Annotated in this window: 15 protein-coding genes and 2 pseudogenes; 6 read left to right on the top strand and 11 right to left on the bottom strand. The window is 69.8% G+C overall.

Annotation, left to right across the window (positions count from 1 at the left end):
- Window positions 1-126: 126 nt before the first annotated feature.
- From IG86_RS44655 to IG86_RS0128000, 6 genes are all read right to left on the bottom strand, one after another.
- Window positions 127-2,220, bottom strand: a complete 2,094-nt coding sequence (locus tag IG86_RS44655) for a S8 family serine peptidase (protein WP_244306108.1) — start codon at window positions 2,218-2,220, stop codon at window positions 127-129.
- Window positions 2,221-2,649: 429 nt separating this feature from the next.
- Complete coding sequence (locus IG86_RS42495; protein ID WP_051785458.1) at window positions 2,650-2,889, bottom strand: hypothetical protein; 240 nt, start codon at window positions 2,887-2,889, stop codon at window positions 2,650-2,652.
- A 707-nt stretch (window positions 2,890-3,596) separates the two neighbouring features.
- Window positions 3,597-4,016, bottom strand: a complete 420-nt coding sequence (locus IG86_RS44000) for a hypothetical protein (protein WP_208864278.1) — start codon at window positions 4,014-4,016, stop codon at window positions 3,597-3,599.
- A 1,166-nt stretch (window positions 4,017-5,182) separates the two neighbouring features.
- Window positions 5,183-6,466: a multidrug effflux MFS transporter gene (locus IG86_RS0128010; RefSeq protein WP_063761573.1), complete on the bottom strand. Its 1,284-nt coding sequence runs from the start codon at window positions 6,464-6,466 to the stop codon at window positions 5,183-5,185.
- A gap of 3 nt (window positions 6,467-6,469) precedes the next feature.
- The gene (locus tag IG86_RS0128005) at window positions 6,470-7,114 is read right to left on the bottom strand and encodes an NAD(P)-dependent oxidoreductase (protein WP_030900528.1); all 645 of its coding nucleotides are present in this window, start codon (window positions 7,112-7,114) and stop codon (window positions 6,470-6,472) included.
- 23 nt (window positions 7,115-7,137) lie between these two features.
- Window positions 7,138-7,890 (bottom strand): MBL fold metallo-hydrolase, encoded by a 753-nt coding sequence (locus IG86_RS0128000; RefSeq protein WP_030830596.1) that lies wholly within the window; start codon window positions 7,888-7,890, stop codon window positions 7,138-7,140.
- Window positions 7,891-7,971: 81 nt separating this feature from the next.
- On the opposite strand from IG86_RS0128000, the gene IG86_RS0127995 reads away from it, so the two are divergent.
- Window positions 7,972-8,601: a winged helix-turn-helix transcriptional regulator gene (locus IG86_RS0127995; RefSeq protein ID WP_030830600.1), complete on the top strand. Its 630-nt coding sequence runs from the start codon at window positions 7,972-7,974 to the stop codon at window positions 8,599-8,601.
- Window positions 8,602-8,680: 79 nt separating this feature from the next.
- Here IG86_RS0127995 and IG86_RS0127990 read toward each other — a convergent pair.
- A pseudogene (locus tag IG86_RS0127990) lies at window positions 8,681-9,280 on the bottom strand (DUF4158 domain-containing protein); the annotation flags it as partial.
- Window positions 9,281-9,424: 144 nt separating this feature from the next.
- A complete protein-coding gene (locus IG86_RS0127985) occupies window positions 9,425-9,940 on the bottom strand; it encodes a hypothetical protein (protein ID WP_030900521.1) in 516 nt (171 codons plus the stop codon).
- A gap of 642 nt (window positions 9,941-10,582) precedes the next feature.
- Between IG86_RS0127985 and IG86_RS0127980 the strand changes: the two genes are divergently transcribed.
- Window positions 10,583-11,140, top strand: coding sequence for a hypothetical protein (locus tag IG86_RS0127980; RefSeq protein WP_030900518.1), 558 nt, complete (start codon window positions 10,583-10,585; stop codon window positions 11,138-11,140).
- Between the two features lie 452 nt (window positions 11,141-11,592).
- Window positions 11,593-12,012 carry a DUF5959 family protein gene (locus tag IG86_RS0127975; protein WP_157854913.1) on the top strand — a complete coding sequence of 140 codons (420 nt, stop codon included), beginning with the start codon at window positions 11,593-11,595 and terminating at the stop codon, window positions 12,010-12,012.
- 31 nt (window positions 12,013-12,043) lie between these two features.
- Here IG86_RS0127975 and IG86_RS0127970 read toward each other — a convergent pair.
- Together IG86_RS0127970 and IG86_RS43180 are read right to left on the bottom strand one after the other, a co-directional pair.
- Window positions 12,044-12,343: pseudogene (locus IG86_RS0127970) on the bottom strand (ATP-binding protein); the annotation flags it as partial.
- Window positions 12,344-12,658: 315 nt separating this feature from the next.
- Window positions 12,659-12,832: a hypothetical protein gene (locus IG86_RS43180; RefSeq protein ID WP_157854912.1), complete on the bottom strand. Its 174-nt coding sequence runs from the start codon at window positions 12,830-12,832 to the stop codon at window positions 12,659-12,661.
- Window positions 12,833-13,154: 322 nt separating this feature from the next.
- Here IG86_RS43180 and IG86_RS0127955 point away from each other — a divergent pair, with 322 nt between their 5' ends.
- Entirely contained in the window at window positions 13,155-13,706 is a 552-nt protein-coding gene (locus tag IG86_RS0127955; RefSeq protein WP_030830618.1) for an EF-hand domain-containing protein, read from the top strand.
- A gap of 462 nt (window positions 13,707-14,168) precedes the next feature.
- Here the strand turns inward: IG86_RS0127955 and IG86_RS0127950 are convergent, their stop codons facing one another.
- Entirely contained in the window at window positions 14,169-14,657 is a 489-nt protein-coding gene (locus IG86_RS0127950; protein WP_030830620.1) for a peptidylprolyl isomerase, read from the bottom strand.
- A 679-nt stretch (window positions 14,658-15,336) separates the two neighbouring features.
- Between IG86_RS0127950 and IG86_RS0127940 the strand changes: the two genes are divergently transcribed.
- Both IG86_RS0127940 and IG86_RS0127935 read left to right on the top strand, forming a co-directional pair.
- Entirely contained in the window at window positions 15,337-15,543 is a 207-nt protein-coding gene (locus IG86_RS0127940; RefSeq protein WP_030711774.1) for a hypothetical protein, read from the top strand.
- 3 nt (window positions 15,544-15,546) lie between these two features.
- Window positions 15,547-16,950 (top strand): cytochrome P450, encoded by a 1,404-nt coding sequence (locus tag IG86_RS0127935; protein WP_030900512.1) that lies wholly within the window; start codon window positions 15,547-15,549, stop codon window positions 16,948-16,950.
- Window positions 16,951-17,133: the final 183 nt, after the last annotated feature.

Genomic DNA, 17,133 nt, shown 5'->3' with positions numbered 1-17,133 from the left:
CGGCGCGCGGGCCGCCACCGGGTGGCGGCGGCCCGCGCCGACATGCATCCTGTCCGCGCTCCCGGCCGGAAGCGTGGGTGGCTCTCCTGGCCGCCTGGGAACGTCGTGCAGCCGCGAGGGGCCGGGTCAGCTGATGGACTTGATGGCGCCCCAGCCGCCGCTGCCGACCTGGATGCTCGGGCCGTCGACCGGGCCGTGGATGGAGGTGTCGCCCTTGTAGAACTTCAGGGTGCCGTCGGGGGCGGTGGCCCACATGTCGGCGATGCCGTCCCGGTTGGCGTCGGCGGCGCCGGCGATCAGCGGCCGGAAAGCGGTGGTGTACCCGCGGCCGTACTCGGTGCGGTCGCTGAAGGTCTTTCCGTCGGGCTGGCCGAGGTAGTGGTAGAGGATGCCGTCCCGGGTGTCGCGGGCGAGCAGGTCGATGCGGCCGTCGTTGTCGGCGTCACCGGGGGCGGTCAGGTCCATGACGTCCCACCCGGACGTGCCGATGACGACGGGGGCGGCGACGGACGGCGCGGGGCCCGCGGCACCAGCGTAGAGGTACAGCTTGTTGGAGTGCTGGACGAGGAGGTCGGGGTGGCCGTCCTTCGTGACATCGCCGGCGCCGACGACCTGGGCGGTGGTGGGAAGGCCGCTACCGATCTTGATCGGCGCGCCGATCGTGCCGTCGCCCCGGTTGGGGTAGACCCGCAGTTCCCCGCCGACGCGGGCGACGATGTCCTCCTTGGCGTCGCCGGTCCAGTCGCCGCGGTGCGTCACGGAAGATCCCGACCAGCCGCCGGTGCCGATGATGCTGTGCGTACCGAGGGCGCCGGTACCCGTGCCGGGGTAGAGGCGCAGCTTGCCGGTGTCGTCGATCGCGACGAGGTCGGGCTTCTTGTCGCCGGTCATGTCGCCGGGAGCGGCGGGCGTCACGCTCTGGCCGAGCTGGATCCGCGGAGTGGTGGCGCCTTCGTACGCGATGGCCTTGCCGTCGTTCTCGAGCATCGTTTCGAGCTGGTCGATGCTCTTCGCGGGGTAGGTCTGCTTCAGCACTGCGAGGGCCCCGGCGACGTGGGGGGCGGCCATGGAGGTGCCGTTCCTCGAACCGTAGCCGCCGCCGGGAAGCGAGGAGATGATGCTCGTGCCGGGGGCTAGGAGGTCCAGCAGCGGTCCGCGGTTGGAGAAGGCGGAGAGCTGATCGTCGTCGGTGGTCGAGCCGACCGTGATCGCGGAGGGAACGCAGCCGGGAGCGTTGACGGCATCGGTGTGACCGCTGTTGCCGGCGGCCACGACCGTGGCAACGCCGGCGGCACGCAGGGTGTCCACGACGACCGTACGCAAGTCCTGGTCGCAGGGGGTTGTGTAGTGCCCGCCGCCCAGGCTCAGGTTGGCCGCGACGACGTTGGTCCCTGCCTTCTTCAGCGCGAGGACCTTCTCCAGACCCTTGATCTGGGAGCTGGTGTAGCTGAGCACGCAGGGGCTCATCCCCGCTCCGCAGAAGTCGTCGGAGTCGAACTTGGAGAACACCTGGACGGCGATGATGTCCGCACCGGGCGCGACACCGTGCCGCGGTGCCCCGCTCATGCCGGCTCCGTTGCCGGCGGCGATACCGGCGACGTGGGTTCCGTGAGAGCAGTCGATGCCCGTGGTGACGCACGGGCCGCTGTCGGCGTCGGCGCTGCCGGCGCCGTCCTGCTGGTCGGAGCCGTTGGGGCACAGACTCGAGACGCCCGACTCCGCGTCATTGACGGAGAAGCACGCTTCGGTCCTCACGCGGCCCGAGAGGAACGGGTGGTTGACGGCAACGCCGGTGTCGAGGATCGCGACAGTGGTGCCGGCGCCAGTCTTGCCTGCGGCGACGGCCTGGTCGGCGCCGATCTTGACGGTGGATTCGTTCAGTGTGGGCGGGACCGGGACGTCCTCGGTGACGCTGATGACGCCCGGCCTGGTGTTCAGCTCCTGAAGGCCCGCCCTGTCCACGCGGAGGGTGACCATCGGCAGGGTGTCGTACGAGACGAGGGTCTCGCCCGCACCGGCGGCGGAAGCCAGGTCGGCCCGCTGGGCGGTGACGACGTTGACGCGGACCGTACCCCCGTCCTGGGTGTCGTCGAACAGCGGAGGGTCGACCGGTCCGCCCTCCTCGGCGGAGGCGGTGGCGGTTCCGGACAGGGGGTTGATGCCCACCGGTATCGCGGTGATCACCATGGCCGCTGCTGCGGCGGCGACCAATCCGCCCATGCGAATTTTCACTTGCTGCTCCATGAACATATAGCGGGTGCGGGCTCGCACCAGGAAGGAAGAATGTGGTCGGCGGCATCGGGTCATGGCCGCCGAGGGTGGCTCTGCAGCTGCCGCGGGAATGAGCGGCGCGACTGCACGGATCGATCCGAAGCGCCGAGGGACCTCGTCGTCATCACGGCTGTGGCAGTTCATCCGGCCGTCGTGTGCAAGGGAACTGCCGCGGAGGCCGGGGCACGTCCTGACTCGTCTAGCGGGACCCGATTCGGATCGCAGCGATGCCGAGTTGGCGAAGCGAGGTAGCCGAGATGGTGCACGGGCTGGTCGGAGGGGTGGGCCGGGGCGGAGAGGTTCCGCCCCGGCCCCGTCATGCCCGGCCGCACCCGGTCCGGCTGATGTGCGGCACGCTGTTATGAAGAGCCGGCGCCCTTACGTGGCGTCAGCGCCGTTCTTCGGGTTGCCGCCCCACCTCTGGTTGCTCACGGCCTTGTAGTAGGCGTACGCCCAGTTGTTGCAGCCTGGCCGCCTCAGGATGAAGTACACCTTGCAGCTGTAGGTCCTCATCGTGGTGTGGAAAGCGTTCTCGACGTTCGACTTCTTGCTCCGGTCGAGGTAGTACGAGTAGCCCTTGTACGTGTTGCCGATGAGGCCGTAGCCGTAGTCGTGCATGTCGCACGCGGTGCGGAAGTTGAAGCCGGCTGCACAGTTCCTCTTGAGGTACCACAGCCAGTCCGTCGCGGCGGAGCAGTGGCGCGGGTAGGCCTGCGGGTCGGTGATCTCTCCGTTGCTGAAGTCCGTCGACAGCGGGTTGGCGGCGGCGGGGTCGGTGATCCCGCCGCCGCGTGGCCGGTGCGTCCGCAGCCGGACGCGCGGGACCGACGGGCTCGACGTTCGGCGAGGCCGAGCCGACCGGGAACGTCAGCTCCCAGTTGCCGTTGGCCGGCGTAGCCACCGCGGAGACCCGCCCGGTGGTGTCGTAGGAATACGAGGAAGCCGCGTCGATTCCCTCGGCCGGGTTGGCCACCGAACGGAGCCGACCGGTGGCGTCGTAGGGGTACCGGGCGAGGGTCTGCACCGCGGCGCCCTCGGTGAGGGTGATCTCCCGGACTCGGCCCGTGAACTCCCCGGGGGTCGTGCCGGTGGCCGTGGTGGCGGTCGAGTACTTGACCGTCAGGAGCCGGGAGGTGGTTTCCCCGATCTCGGCGTCCTTGACGGGGGCGACCCGGCCCGCGGTGTCGTACGTGACCGTGGACAGGGCGCTGTTGGCGGCAGTACCGACCCCGGTGACGCGCCAGCTGTTGGCTCCCGTACCCACCTGCTTCCAGGTGTAGGTCGGTGCCAGCTGAGCGAAATTGCTGGGCGCGGTGGCATCGGCGTCAGCGGACAGGTCCGCGTCCGGTACCGAGGTGGCCGCGTTGGCGCTCTCGACGGCGGTGGACACCATCGTGCCCGTCGCCTCGTTGAACCGGGTGGTCTCGGTGAGGGTGTCGCCCTCGGGGGTCGCGTACTTCCTGACCCCGCCCCCCATCCGGGAAGTCGAGACTGCTCTTCAGAGCGTAGGTGACCGCGGCGTTCATGGTGAGGTCGGTGACGACGGCCGTGTTGCCGCTCTGCTCCAGCTTGCGGTTGAGCTGGCCACCCACGAACTCGGCTTCCCAGCCCGGGCCCAAGATCCCCATGTCCGCACGGGCCACCGGTGCGGACTCCGGCTTGGACACGCCGTCCCGCTGAACGGTGACGGTGTGACTGCGGCTCATCCGGCCCACTGCCACATCGGTTTCGTAGATCTCGAACAACTTGTCCGCCGTCGAGTACACGCCGGGACCGACCTGCTGGACTTGGCCGTCCGCCAGGGGCGGATCGACGACTGCGGACCCCGCCGCGGGCGATGCTGCCGCATGTGTCGCCCGGCCATCTGCTGCGGTAGCAGCAGAGACAAAGACGCCATGGCACACATAGGAAGTGCACTTCTTCTGCGCACGAGTCCCCCCTCGTGAGAAAAGCGTGAATGATCCGAACGGATCGGTGCGGCCAGAACTGCGAATGAACTGTCCATCTAACGGCCCGGCCGACGGCACGAATTACCCCTCCTGCAGAGAGGACTCGTGGAATCTATCCGCGGGCATCGGCGGGAGGTAGCGCCGTCGTGCACAGCGTGGAGCGGCCTGAGGTTTCACACGGCACAGTGACCGTCTCGGTGCATCGCCGCGTCTTGCCGGGCCTGGCTGTCGGCCGGGGGGTGCAGGCACCGCACCTATCGCTGTCTTCCCGCCTGGGAAGAAGGCGTCCCGCTATGCACGAGATCTTTCCTGATGCCGATGGCGGCAGCTGCCCAGGCCATGGGCCAGCGACAGGGGTGTCATCCGGGCGGCCAACCGGGCGCTGGGTTGTGTTCACGAGTTTCGGGTTCTGGCTCACATTCCGTGGAGCGTGCGCCGGGAGTGGGTATCCGGCGTGGCAGCGGAGCCGGACAAGGATGGTGTCGCCGGGAAGGTCCGCGAAGTACGCCTCGCTGCCACGCCATACGGTGGGCTTCGGAGGGTCGTGAGGGCAGGAACCCGGATCACAGGAGGCGTGCACGGCGTTGCTGCCGCCCTCAAACCACCAACCGTCCAACGTGAGCACGTCCGTGTCCGGTGGATGTGATCGAGTGAGCCCAGGATGTACTCGGCACGGGTTCCGTCGTAACCGATCACCGGGTGCTCCTGGGGACCGTCAGGGCCTACGAACCCCGGGTCGTTTCACCAGTGATCGACGAAGACCGCGAGGGGTACGGCAGGAGAGCGGAGGGCGGACAAGTTGTGCCACAGGTCCCAGGACGCGGCGACCGCGGGCTCGTGGGCAAGGTTCGGCTGCGAGAAAGCAAACAGAGCACGGAGGCCTCCGGCGCAGACGCCCCGGACGTTGGGACGGGGCGAACCGTCGTATCCAGGGTCGTCGTGGATGCGTCTGTTACGGTCCGCTACATCGGCTGGTTCCTGGGTGAGGACCCGCTCGCGGTGCCGTGGGAGGCCGTGCGCGGTCGCCGGTGCCCGGCAAGTCCTTGGCGAGCCGGCCTGCGAGTGCGCTCTCCGGGCATCGACCGGGTGAGGACGCCGAGTGTGAGCAGAGCGAGCGCCGGCAGCACGGCGACGATGATTCCCATCGGCAAGGCGTCGGTGGCGCCACCCGCGCCGGCCAGTGGAGCAAGTGCCCCGCCGATCATGAACTGGCTGAAGCCGAGCAGAGCGGCTGCCGACCCGGCGTGTCCGCCGTGGTCGGCCAGGGCCTGGGCCGCGGCGTTCGGCATGACGAGGCCCACGCTGGAGACCAGGACGAACAGGCCGATCAGGAGCGCGGGCAGGGGTGCCTGTGTCAGCACCGTGCCCAGGACCGTGGTGCCACCGGCTGTCGCGCCCAGCAGACCGGCGAGCAGCAGCACGCGGGCGCCGGCCCGGGCCACCAGCCGGCCGCTGATCTGGGCGGCCGCAATGAGTCCGGCGGCGTTGACGGCGAACACGGCGCTGTACTGCTGCGGTGACAGGCCGTGGATTTCCTGCAGGACGAACGGCGAGCCGGAGATGTAGGCGAACATCGCCGCGAAGACCAGGCCGTTGGCCAGGACGTACCCGGTGAAGACCCGGTCGCTGAGCAGCTGCCCGACGACAGCCAGCAGCGGCTGGCGTGACGCGGAGGACCGGGTCTCTGGCAGTCCTGCGGCGGAGGCCGCCAGCATCACGGCGCCGAGTACGGCCAGGCTCACGAAGATCCCCGGCCAGGCCGTGACGCGCAGTAGCTGGCCGCCGAGGACCGGCGCGAACACCGGCGCCAGGCCGGTGATCAAGGTCAGTGCGGAGAAGAGACGTGCGGTGCGGGTTCCGGAGGTGCGGTCGCGGACCATGGCGTTGGCGATGACGATGCCGAACGCCCCGCCGATGCCCTGGACCAGGCGTAGGCCGACGAAGGTCCGGATGTCGGGCGCCACCGCGCAGAGCGCGCTGGCGATCGTGTAGAGGGCGAGGCCCGCCAGCAACGGACGCCGCCGGCCGTAGGTGTCGCTCAGCGGCCCGGCGATCAGCTGCCCGATGGCCAGCCCGGCCAGGCAGGCGGTGATGGTGAGCTGGGTGGCCGCGGCGCTGGCGCGCAGGTCGCCGGCGAGGTCCGGCAGTCCGGGCAGGTAGCCGTCGATGGACAGTGGTCCCAGGGCCACGAGCGCTGCGAGCAGGACGATGAATCGGGTGTGCCGGCCGGCGGCGTCGTTGCTCATGGCTCAGTACGCCACGGTGATGCGGCGGCGGATCGCGGTGCCGCTCTCGATCGTGTCGGCCAGGGCGATCGCGTAGTCGGCGTACGAGATGCGGCTGTTGCCGTCGTTGTCGGTGAGCAGGGTGTCCCCGGCGCTGCGGTAGGCCCCGGTCCGCTCGCCCGCTCCGATGACCGCGGCGGGAGACACGTACGTCCAGTCGAGGTCGTGCACGCCGCGGTAGAGGTCGAGCGCTTCGGACTGGGCCTCGGCGTTGGCTTTCCACAGCGCGGGGAAGTCCGGGTCGTCCATGACGCGGGCGCCGGTCGGCGTGCGTAGGCTCCCGGCGCCGCCGATGGTGACCAGGCGGGTGACGCCGGCTCGGCGGAGTCCGTCGATCAGCGCACGGGCGGCACCGACGATCGTGGCGCGGTCGTTCTCCTGGCCGATCCGGGGGCCGACGGCCGACAGTACGGCGTCGTGGGAGGCGGCGAGGCCGGCGACCGCGGCGGGGTCGGTGACGTCACCGGTGGTCACGGTCAGGGCCTTGTGCTCGAGGCCGTCGACGTGGCCGGCTCGGGTGACCGCGGTGACGGTGTGGCCGCGACGCAGTAGTTCCTCGGTGGTGGGCCGGCCGATGTTGCCGCTGGCACCGAACAGGACGATCTTCATGTGTTGCTCCTTGTTTCTGATGGTCACAGGACGGGCTGGCCGTCGGCGACGATGGCCGCGGTGATGCCGCGCTCGTCGGCGGCGTGCTGGAAGCGCTGCTCGATGTCGGGTTGTTCGGTGTAGAACGGCGGGTTGTGGAACAGGCCGTAGTGCATGGCGCAGACGGTGCCGGCGCCTAGTGCGACGGCGGCCTCGACGCCCTGCTCGGGGGTCATGGTCGCCGGGACGTTGGCCGCGTAGCCCTCGAAGTGGGCGATGACGCCGTTGACCGGGACGAACGCGACGTCGAACGGGCCGTGGTCGCGGGCGATCTGCCACCAGCTGCCGTGCCACTGGGTGTCGCCGCAGTGGATGATCCGCCGGCCGGCGCCTTCGACGACCCAGGCGACCTGGTCACAGTCGTTGCCGCGCCAGTCCAGCGAGGTCACCGGGGTGACGGTCAGCTTTCCGATGCGGCGTGACTGGCCCAGGTCCTGGGCGACGGGGGTGATGCCCGCCTCGTGCAGCGCCGCCGCGCTCGGGGTGTGGCAGCCGATCGTGCCGGTGGCCGCGATCCGGGCGATCAGGTCGTGGTCGTAGTGGTCGGGGTGCAGGTGGGTGATGAGGGCGTGGGTGCCGGGCGGGGTATCGACCGGGTCGACCGGCCGGTGCGGCGGCCCCATCACCGGCGCCAGCGCAGCGACGTTCTCGAGCGGGTCGATCAGCAGGCGGGTGTCGCCGAGACGGATCTCGACGCCGGCCCAGGCCAGCCGACGCACGGAAAGTGTGGGGGTCATGGGCAGCGACGCTAGACCGACGTTGTTGAGAAAGTCAACAAGAGAGTTTTGAATCTCAACACCACGATGTAGGGTGGTGGCATGCGCACCTACGGGCAGTACTGCGGCATCGCGAAAACACTGGACACCGTCGGCGACCGATGGACCCTGCTGATCGTCCGTGAACTGCTCGCCCTGGGTCCTTGCCGGCACACCGACCTGCGCAACGGACTGCCCGGGATCGCCAGCAACCTGCTGGTCGACCGGCTCCGCGAACTCGAGGAAGCCGGCCTGATCCACCGCGAGGCCGCCCCGCCGCCGGTGGCCACCACCCTGTTCTCCCTCACCGAGCGCGGCCGCGAGCTGGAGCCGGTGCTGCGGGAGCTGAGCCGATGGGGAATTCCGCTGTTGCGTGAGCCGGACGGCAACAACACCTTCCGCACCCACTGGCTGGACATGCCCGCCCGGGCACTGACCGACCACCGCCCCGACCAGCCGGCAATCGCCCTGCAACTGCACGCCGACGGCAACGAGGACCTGGTCATCGAAGTCAAGGACGGCTCCGTGCACACACACGTCGGCCGGGTCGACCACCCCACCGCGTCACTGACCGGACCGCCGCACCTGCTGGCTGCGACCCTGCTCGGCGACCTCGATCTGAGCGCCGCAGTACAGCAAGGCCTGCGGCTCAGCGGCGAACGCGAGGCAGTACTGCGCATCCTGCCCCGCTGATCGACCGGCCGCTCGCGGACCTGCGATCTCAAGCTCTACCGAGTCTGCGCCGGTCTCAAAAACGGTCGTTTCCGAGAGCCACCCGCTCCAGCGCCTCGGCCATGCTGGTGCCGGTCGTCCGCGTCGGCGGCCGACGCAGCCGCTCCAGCTCCGAGACCCGCGCGCCCTCCGGCACGGCCAGGAGCGCCACCAGGTCGCCGGGCAGCGCACCGTCCGCCCGCCCGGCGGCCCGGGCCACCGTGGCGTAGAGCCGCTTCTCCGCCACCGAACGCACCATGGCGACCTGCTTGGCCGGCACCGACACCCTGGGCAGCAGCACCCGGTTGCGCCGCAGCCACCCCACCGCCTGGTTGACCAGCGCCACCGGCCCCTCGGCGTGCGTCCACGCCCGGCCGTGCAGGAAGGTACGGAACCTCCGGCCCCACGCGGGGTCCTCGAACTGGTGGTAGCCGTAGGCGTCCCGGATCTCCCAGGCGTGCTCGTACGCCGTCTTCGGCCGCTCGGCATCCCGCTTCACCACCGACGGGTCCTCGATCCCCAGCTGCCCGGCCAGGTGATCGACCACAGACCACGGCACGTCCAGCGGGTCGTCCACCAGGAACCGGCCGACGTACCGGACGGTGCACATCTGCACCACAAAGCCGAGCTGGTGATGGGGAGCGCGCCGCAGCGCGATCAGCCGGACCCGCGTACGCGATCCCGTGGCGGACCACCCCACCCGCCGGCCCCCGGGGCGGCAGTGCCGCGCAGGTCGGCGGGCCAGGCCAGCGTCAGGCACAGGCCACCCGCCCCGGACCGGAAACCGGCCGTGCAGGAGGAGCCGTCATGCCCTCTGGGCGCCCGACTGCTTGGTCAGGCGCAGCCCGGGGAGTTGGATGATCGGGGCCATCTGGGTTCCGCCGGCGATGTACGCAAGAATCGACGAGCCCCCGGGGAGGCACGCGGTCGCTTCATCACGGCTGAGCCAGATCAGGACCGACTCCGAGGTCAGCGGGTAGTCGAAGGCCCACCCGCCCTGCTCGGTGCAGGTTCCGATCCGCAGGGTGTACTGCCCGCCCTGTTCCGGCCCCTGCGGCTCGGTCAGGGAAAGGGACGCGTCGCCCTGCGGGGCGGCCCAGACTCCTGGATAGTCCGTGTACGGTCCGGAGAGGGAGCCGGCTGCCGCCAGGAGAACGACGAGGGCAACGGCCCCCGCTGCTCGGGCGGCGCGGGGCGAACCCCGCCCTTCGCCCCGGACAGCTGCGAGCGTGGCCGCGCAGGAGGCGAGCACTACGACGACGCAGCAGACGAGCCACATGCCCGCCCCCGCCGCGGCCAGCACCATCAGGAACGCCGGCACGAGGGCCGCCGACCCCGGCCCACCACACAGCCGCAGTGTTACGCGGCCGCCGCCGCAGCTGCACGGCAACCACGAGCGGCATGCATGCCAGAACAGTACCGAGGAGCGCCACGCACACCGGCGTGAACATCTCACCGAACTCCGGCACTGGCACAGAGGTGTCGGTCCAGGCGCGCGTCCCCACCAGACCCGCGACCACCACCGCGCACGCCGACCACGACACACCGTCGGGCCGGCGGCACAACCTCTCTTTCTGCACCATCCCCCCGAAATTTGAGCGCGTTCAATTCGGATGGATGCTAGCGGTTCCAGCCACCCAGCAACAACAGGGCATGACCGAGCGGCGGCACCGGAGATCCCGGCGCCGAGGGCCATAACTCGGAATCTTCTGCTCCACTACGGGACGGGGCCTCGTCGTCCCGGACCACCCGGTGGACGCAGTCCTTCAGCCCCCGCAGGGATGGCCTAATCGCCAGCTCGCACAGGCGAGTTGGCGTCCCGGCCCGCCTTCGGTTGCATACGCCGGCGAGCTCCTGGGACCTCTCGGAGGCCCTGATGGCCCACTTAGGCGGTCCCACGGCTTCAGTCGTGGAGAACGGCAGACGGGCGGGGCGGAGCTGAACCAGTCCGAAGGGTCCGGTCGTGGAGATCAACGCGTTGGCCGAGCTCCTACACGAGTACGCCGGTACAGCGGGGCTGTCGATCAAGGCCGTGCACGAGGCGGTCACACCCGAGATGCTCCCGGCCGGAACTCCGGCGCCGGACCGGCGGCGGATGCACGACGTCATGGACGGCAGGGACCTCACACGCGCGATCGCGCACGCGGTGATCGACGTCTGCTCGGGCCTCGAAGGGGATCCCCGACTCGACGAGGTACGGCCCCAGGCAGTCGACGCACTCTTTGAGAGGGCCGAGACGGCGCCGACCCCGGTCCGAGCCGGAGTGCCGATGTGCGGGGAACTCGTGGAGGCGAAGGACCGGCTCCTTGTCCTCCACAGCGACCTGGACAACGCGCGGCAGGCGCTGCAGGAGACCGGCAACACCACCCCGCCGCAGACGTGTCTCCTGCCCGCGCGCCCTCCCCCGGACCCGCGTACGGCACCCCAGGGCGGCGGCATTCGGCCGATGCGGCGCTCAGGACTCTTGGCCGCAGCTGCGATCGCCGGCGTCGCGGAGCTGGAGCCAGGACTCGGACCTTGATGGTTTTGCCGCCGCGGTGGAACGGATGAAGGCGCCGGGTGCGAGGGTCGGCAGCATCGCTTTGTCGCTGCGCCACGACGGCATGTCGCCACCTCGCCGCCCACGGAAACCCTCCCCCGGCTGCCTGACGACCGCCGCCAACCCGAGCAGCACGCGGGCTGGCCACAGCCGCACCGGGACCTCCAGGACCAGCGGGCACACCCCGGCGGCGACATCGCGGCCGCCGCGCATTCCGGCCTTGTACTGCGCCGCCGCCCACTCGGCCACGTCCGAGCAGTCCGTGGGCGGGACCTAGGTGGCAACGGAGAACGTTTGTCGTGGAGTTTCGGCAGCAGAAGGTGATCAACTGGCTGCGGAATGTTGGCGAGAATCAGTAACACCCACCTCGGCGCCGTGTGTGTCGGCGGGCTCAGGAAAGATGCTTCTGTTCGAGGCCGGTGGGAGGGGCTGTGGTGGAAGACGATCTGGGCGAGCTGATTTATCTGGCCGATCCGCCGGGGACGAGCGGTCACGTTGTCTCGCTGCGGGTGCTGGAGCGGCCTGCCCCAGGCGGGGATGTCTTGGACTGTGAGTTCGTTGTGGAGACCGAGACAGTCAAGGGCAGCTTCCCTGTCTATGTGACGTCCGATGACCTCGATGACTGGGAGGAAGCTCTGGGGGCGCTTGCGGGGAATCGGTTCGTGTCGTGGCTGAACTCGGGACGGACCGTGCAGTTCAAGATCAAGCCGGTGAGTCCTGGCGTGATCGCGGTATCAGTCCATGACGGGCCGTCGTCACAGGTGACGGTCAGCGTGCCCCTCTTTCCGGCGACTGGCTGGATCGATGATCAGCGTGCGCGTCTCGAAGAGGTACGGCGGTTGTTCTCTGGCTGACCGTCCTGTGTGGTGCTGCTCGGCGTGTTTGTCAGTCGGCTGCTTGCTGTTCGGCGCGTGCTCGGGTGGTGGCGAGGCGGTAGGAGTCGGTGCCGGTTTCGATGATGTTGCCGCCGAAGGTGAGTCGGTCGACGATGGCCGCGCAAAGGCGGGGGTCGAACGTCTTGGTCCAGCCGGAGAAGGACTCGTTGGAGGCGATGGCGACGCTGTTCTTCTCCTCGCGTTCGGTCAGGACCTGGAAGAGGAGTTCGGCTCCGCGGCGGTCGAGTTCCATGTAGCCGAGTTCGTCGATGCAGAGCAGGTCGACGCGGCCGTAGCGGGCGGCTGTGCGGATGGCCCGACCAGATCGATGAGACCAGCGGCATCGATCTGGTCGGCGATCGCGCGGATCTCAGAGATGGGATCCGCGGCTCGCCCCGACTGCCGGGATTCGGCCCCGTCCGCGATCTGCCGGAAGATCGCGGTGACCGTGGGCAGAGGGAGGACGAGGGTGCCGTCCGGGAGCCTGGTCGCCTCCCCGTCGATGTTGTCGCTCACAGGCTTCCCCCAGCCGAAGGTGGTGTTGGCAACGTCGGCGAAATTCTGGCAGTCCGGTCACCGCGACTGGGCCCCGAGGTCGTCCCGGCGGCCCCAGAGCGCCGTCGGCTCACGCTGGCGGAGCCTGTTCCTGATCGCGCAGCGGCGCAGGCAGGGTGTGCGGCGGCCGTTCCCGCAGGGACAGCAGCAGGTCGCGCGCCGCCACCGCGTCACCCAGGGCGCGGTGCCCGCCGCCGAGCCAGAGGCGGCTGGTGGTGCTCAGCCACACAGAGCGGCGTTTCATCAGGCACTGCCACGCCTGCGCCAAGCGAAGACGGCCTGGACTGGGCGTGGCCGACGGTCATCCGCCTGTCGAAGTCGCTGTTGTAGGCGAGCACGACCCGCTCCCCGACCGCGGCCAGCACCTCGGGGAGGACGGCGCTCCATGGCCGGGCGTCGGCGAGCGGGTGTTGGGCCGACTCACCTCATCCGCTTGTGGCACGCACTGTGCAGTGGCTCGAAAACGATCACTAAATCGGGTGCTGTATGCGGTGTGCAGTGCAAATTCCGGATGGTTTGCCCCATGCTGGCGTTCCCGAAGCAAGATCACGGAAGGACTCGCCACCATGACCACGACGGCGCAGGACGTCATCACCGGCAAGCATGACCGCACGTTCGACACCCTGGACGCCAACCAGGACGGCTACCTGGACTGGACGGACTACCAGAAGCTGGCCGAGCGGTACATCACGGCCTACAAGCTTCAGAAGGACGACCGCCGGGCCCGGGCGCTCCAGGCGTTCTTCCAGACGCACTGGCTGGAGCTGCTGCGGCACGCGGGCACGCAGCAGGACAGGCTGACCAAGGCTGAGTTCGTCACGGCCAGCCGTCTCGCGTCCATCGACACCAGCCGGCTCAACCTCGCCGACGGTGCCGGGCACGTCATCTTCGACGTCATCGACGTGGACCAGGACAACCAGATCAGCAAGGACGAGTTCGCGCGCTTCCTGAAGGACGTGTGGCGGACCGACTCGCCCGACGCGATGAACGTGTTCCACCAGCTCGACACCGACGGAGACGGCTCCATCTCGCGCATGGAGTTCATCCGCGCGGTCCGCGAGTACTACCTCTCGGACAACCCCGACGCTCCGGGCAACCTGTTCTTCGGCAACGCCTGATTCACCCGCTTCCCGACGGGCGCCCGCACGAGCAGCAGGACCGGCTGACCTGCTCCGCCGTCGCACCCCGACGGCGGAGCCATCCCCTTGTGTGCGCCACAGGTTCGCCTGCGCGATCCGGCGGAGTGCTGCCACTTCTCGGGTTCTGGCACAACTTCCGTGAAGTCGAAGCGAGCCTCAGGGGCTGCGGTCGGCAGTCCTGGTGAACCGGCAGGTCACGGCTCATCCAGAGGTGGGCACGAGCCCGGTCGGCGTGGTTTCACGGAAGTCGTGCCAGAGCCCCACTTCGGGAGGCGCCATGGAGAGATCGAAATCGAACGTCTGCCCTGAGGCCAGCGCGACGCCCTCCAACTACTGCCTGTTCCGAATCCAGATCGCAGGTAGGGAACTGACTGTGCCCAGGTAGCACGGTGAGCGGGGGCGCGGGCGCCGATGGAGAGGTTCCCCCAACAGCCGATCTGATCAGGCCGTGCCCGACGCGGCGATCTTCACTGGCTTCTTGACCGTGCCGCTCTGTGAGCCCAACGCCTCGATTGCCTTTACAACGGTCATGTCCTCGACGACCTCGCCGAAGGCGACGTGCGCGTCGTCCAGCCAGCTCGTGACGACGGTGGTGATGAAGAACTGCGAGCCGTTGGCGTTCTTGCCCGAGTTCGCCATGGATAGGAGGCCAGGCTTGGTGTGCTTGAGCGTGAACTCGTCCTTGAACTGGACCCCGTAGATGCTCTTGCCGCCGGTGCCGTTGTGGTGGGTGAAGTCACCGCCCTGGAGCATGAAGTTGGGGATGACCCGGTGGAAGCCGGAACCCGCGTAGCCGTACCCGTTCTGGCCGGTGGCCAGCCCGCGGAAGTTCCGGGCGGTCCTGGGAACGACATCGTCAAACAGCTTGAAGACGATCCGCCCTGCGGGCTTGTCGGCGATGGTGATGTCGAAGTAGACGTTCTCGCTCACCCTTCGCCCCTTCCACACCTTTCATGCCGGTATCACTACTACAACGAGCTGCTGATCGCCGAAGCCCTGCGCACGGCACCCGCGGCGGCCCCTGCGGGAGGGAAATGGGCGATGCCCGCCTTTGCACGTGCCGCGGTGAAGCGGTCCTCAGTCATGAGTGGCCAGACCGATCTGGCCGTCAGGATCTATTCCGAGAGTTGCAACATCCGACTCCACCATTACTGAGAATTTCAGGCTGGAGTCGGTGGGTTGCTGGGGGCCGGCAGCCTGGTCCCCGGCGTGACCGTGGGCGAGGACCTCGCCCCGCACCGGGCGCAGCGCGGCCCGGCCGGCCACCACCGCCGGACCGACCCCGGCGGGCAACGGGATCCCGGTCTCCGGTGGAGTCCCGGCGCGCCCCGCCACGACGGGCGGCGCCGCGGCCGCTCCCGCCTTCGGGACGTCCTCCGCCGGGCGGGGCCGCCCGACCACGTCCTCGGGCTGAACCGCTCCGCTGGGCGTGGGGGCGGCCTCGGCCGGGCGGAGCCGGGGGCGCGCGAAAGCCCGCATTGTGGCAGACGCGGGCGCGGGGGTCATGCCACGCGTTCCCGGGGCATGACCCCCGGATGCCGCGGGTGGACTAATAAGGGCAACGAACCGGGCGGAACCGCCGCCCATCCCACCCCGAAGGAGGACAGCCATGGCTGCCCTGATCCCCCTCCGCAAGTCGCTCCTCATCGCCGCCTCCGCCGTCGCCGCGCTCCTCAGCGCCGGATCGGCACAGGCCGCGTCGAGCTCCGCCCACCTGGCCAACGATCCCTCCGGGGCGAAGGTGCAACGCAGCAGCACGCTCGGAGGGTCGGACCACTCCAGTGCGTATTACTACTACTACGTACAGGCGCGGTAGCAGATGCTGTCTTCCCGTGTGCCGCCCGGCCCCTCGGGGGCCGGGCGGTACGGCAACCGGCGCGCGTTCGAGCGGGACCACCTCGGTTTCCTCCTCGACCAGCAGCAGTACGGCGACCTGGTCCGCTTCGACGACGACCTGTACATCGTGAACTCGCCCGCCCTGGCTGAGGAGGTCCTCAAGCACACCAACACCACCTACGGCATCTCCAGCGACCTGCTGGGCGAGGCGACCGACGGAAGCCGCGGCTCCGAAGACCTGGCCCTGTGGATGCGGGCCCGCAGCCTGGCGGGACGCGGCCTGAACCGGACCAGCATGCGCGCCGCCCGGGACAGCCTCGCGTCGACCGTCGTCCGCCACGCGGACACCTGGCACGCACGCGGCAGGATCGTAGCGATCCCCGCACTGGAAGACCTCACCGCCCACCTGATCGCCGAGTTCTGCCTCGGGCCCGAGACCGGCGACGTCCCCGACCTCTTGGCCCGCCTGCAGGACGCGCTGCTGCCCCCCACACTGCCCCTGCCGGCCCGCTGGCACGCGCTGCGCCGACGCCGCCTCCAGCGCGCCGGGCGCGACCTAGCCGACGAAGTCTCCTCCCTGATACGCCGGCGGCGTACGACGAGGCGGGACGACTCGCCCTCCGTGGTCGCGGACCTCCTGAACACCGCGTGCGACGAAGGCGCCCTCACCCACGAGGGCGCGACCAGCGTCATCGTCGCCAACCTCTTCGCCGCCCACGAGACCACCGCCGCCGCGCTCGCCTGGCTGCTCCTCCTCCTCGACCGGCACCCGGAAGTCCGTCGGCGGGTACGGGACGAGGCCGACCGGGAACTCGCCGGCGCGCTCCCCACCGCGGCCGACGTGCCCCGGCTGGCCGTCACCGAAGCCGTCGTGAAGGAGACCCTGCGCCTCTACCCCCCGCTCTGGTTCCTCCAGCGGACCATCGAGGAACCCACCGAACTCGCCGGCTACCCCCTGCGCCCCGGCCAGAAGGTCGCCGTCAGCCCCTTCGTCCTCCACCGCGACCCCCGCCACTACCACCGGCCCACCACGTTCGACCCGGACCGCTGGACCGACCGCGCCGCCAACCCGCTGCCCAAGTACGCGTTCATGCCGTTCGGCGGAGGGCCGCGCAACTGCCTCGGAACCCACTTCGCCACCACCGCCATGACCATCGTCACCGCAACCCTCACCCCCCACTACGAGGTCACCCGATCACCCGGCACGACACCCGTCTTCCACACGCGTACCATCCTCCAGCCCCACGACCTCACCCTCGACGTCTCGGTCCGTCCCCACCCACCCGGCGACCGGCCCGGCGACCACCGGCCCGCTGCGGACCCACCGCCCGAAGACCACCGGGCAGCCCGGTGTCCGTTCACCGCCAACACCCCCGCCGCACCGTGACGGACCGGCGTCCCCGCCTCCTCGTCCGGCTTGCTCCGGGCCCGGGGCCGGTGTAGTCCGGAAGCCGTCGCCGCGGCCGTCGGCTGGTGGACGGACGCCGTCCCCGGCGGCGGCCCGCTGTCGCAGTACAGATGCTCACGGGTACGCGCGCCAGCGGACATCCGCCACATCATCGTCAGCAGC

It is taken from the genome of Streptomyces virginiae (genome assembly GCF_000720455.1).
GTDB lineage: Bacteria > Actinomycetota > Actinomycetes > Streptomycetales > Streptomycetaceae > Streptomyces > Streptomyces virginiae.
This window is presented reverse-complemented; position numbering and strand designations above follow the sequence as displayed.